Below are 1,344 nucleotides of genomic sequence, written 5' to 3'. Positions count from 1 at the left end.
AGTATCCGGGCCATCGAGGTCACGACGAATGCCATCGGCGATGCGCCGACCTTGCCCGATCTGCTGGCGCAGATCCCGCAGGACGAGCAGATACTCAGCGTCGGCGGAGATGGCGCTTACGATACCAGGGCGTGCCATGCTGCCATTGCCGAACGTGGTGCAGAGGCGGTCATCCCGGTCCGTCGCAACGGCCAACCATGGACGAAAGACGGTCCCGGCGTCGATGCTCGCAATGAAGCGCTACGCGCTACAAAGCGCCTTGGCCGCGCGATCTGGAAGAAGTGGAGCGGCTATCATCGCCGCAGTCTGGTCGAGACCAAAATGCACTGCTTCAAGCTTCTGAGCCAACGCGTTGTGGCTCGTACCTTCGATCGTCAGATCACCGAGCTCAAAGTCCGTGCTGCAATCCTCAATCGCTTCTCCAAAATGGGAACGCCGATCACTGTCCGCATCGCATAATATCTTTCAGTAAAAGGGCGGTCATGCTCTCTAGGCGTTATGCAACAAAGCCCCGTCCGGTCAACATCAAGACCGGTGTGTCAAAAAATTCGACGGAGTTTCGCATCTCGCGAAGCACGAGGATTCCGCTTTTCTCTGGCATGTTACAATCGAGTATTACCAAGTCGGGCTTCCTAGCCCGAATTACTGACATCATATCTTTGCCATCCGGCAGGAGGCCTACAGCGTGGCCTGCGGCGTTAAGTGCCTCGATAGCTATTTCGGCAACGAGTTCATCGTCATCCGCCATCATAATACGTGCCATCTCGATCTCCTTGTCCGTTCACAACACGCCCGGCGAGCTTGCATAAGGATGAACGGGCGGCCGAGCCTCCGCAACGGCGACCAACGAGAATGGTCGCTCGCCGCGCTTTTCATCAGGAAAACCGGTAAGATCGCCGAATTAGCTCGGATCAAACCGGAAGACGCGAAGCGACTTTTGTAGAACTCCGTGCGGGAGAGCCATTATGTCGGTCAACATTGGCTTCGGCACCCCGATGTTTGCGGTCGAATTGGCCCCTCAACCCAAGCGAGTGTGCCACTTCCACTTTTCCAAATCTCAATCATGGACGGGTTGCGATAACGCCGCGAAACACTGATCCTTTTTGGAAATGGCGCTTGGGTGCAGGACGGCAAATAGCGGCTCTCGTTACCCTAAACCCGTCGGACCGCTATCCACCACAACTAGGTGTTTGATCCCACGGTTTGATGGTGCGATCTTTTCGTTGGAATGGAAGGAAGCCATATGGGACAGGTACGTCACGGGAGCGCCACGACCACGCACGCCGTCAGAGCAGCAATACAGCGATCGCAAGCTTCGCTCTCGGCGCTGAGCCGAGAGCTTGG

2 protein-coding genes and 1 pseudogene are annotated in these 1,344 nt (G+C 56.5%); 2 read left to right on the top strand and 1 reads right to left on the bottom strand.

The window, feature by feature from the left end; genetic code table 11:
* A partial coding sequence (locus RI03_RS15960) for an IS5 family transposase (RefSeq protein WP_010218545.1) occupies positions 1-459 on the top strand: 459 nt, incomplete at its 5' end.
* Positions 460-496: 37 nt separating this feature from the next.
* Here RI03_RS15960 and RI03_RS15955 read toward each other — a convergent pair.
* A complete protein-coding gene (locus tag RI03_RS15955) occupies positions 497-763 on the bottom strand; it encodes a response regulator transcription factor (RefSeq protein WP_051007278.1) in 267 nt (88 codons plus the stop codon).
* 480 nt (positions 764-1,243) lie between these two features.
* Here RI03_RS15955 and RI03_RS23600 point away from each other — a divergent pair.
* Positions 1,244-1,344: pseudogene (locus RI03_RS23600) on the top strand (IS481 family transposase); the annotation flags it as partial.

This window comes from Sphingomonas sp. PAMC 26621 (assembly GCF_000251145.1).
Taxonomy (GTDB): domain Bacteria; phylum Pseudomonadota; class Alphaproteobacteria; order Sphingomonadales; family Sphingomonadaceae; genus Sphingomonas.
The sequence above is the reverse complement of the archived record's forward strand: the minus strand, read 5'-3'. Positions and strand labels throughout refer to the sequence as shown.

Coding starts and splice junctions, on each gene's coding strand:
- RI03_RS15955 (WP_051007278.1), bottom strand. CDS start 763: ATGGCACGTATTATGATGGCGGATGACGATGAACTCGTTGCCGAAATA.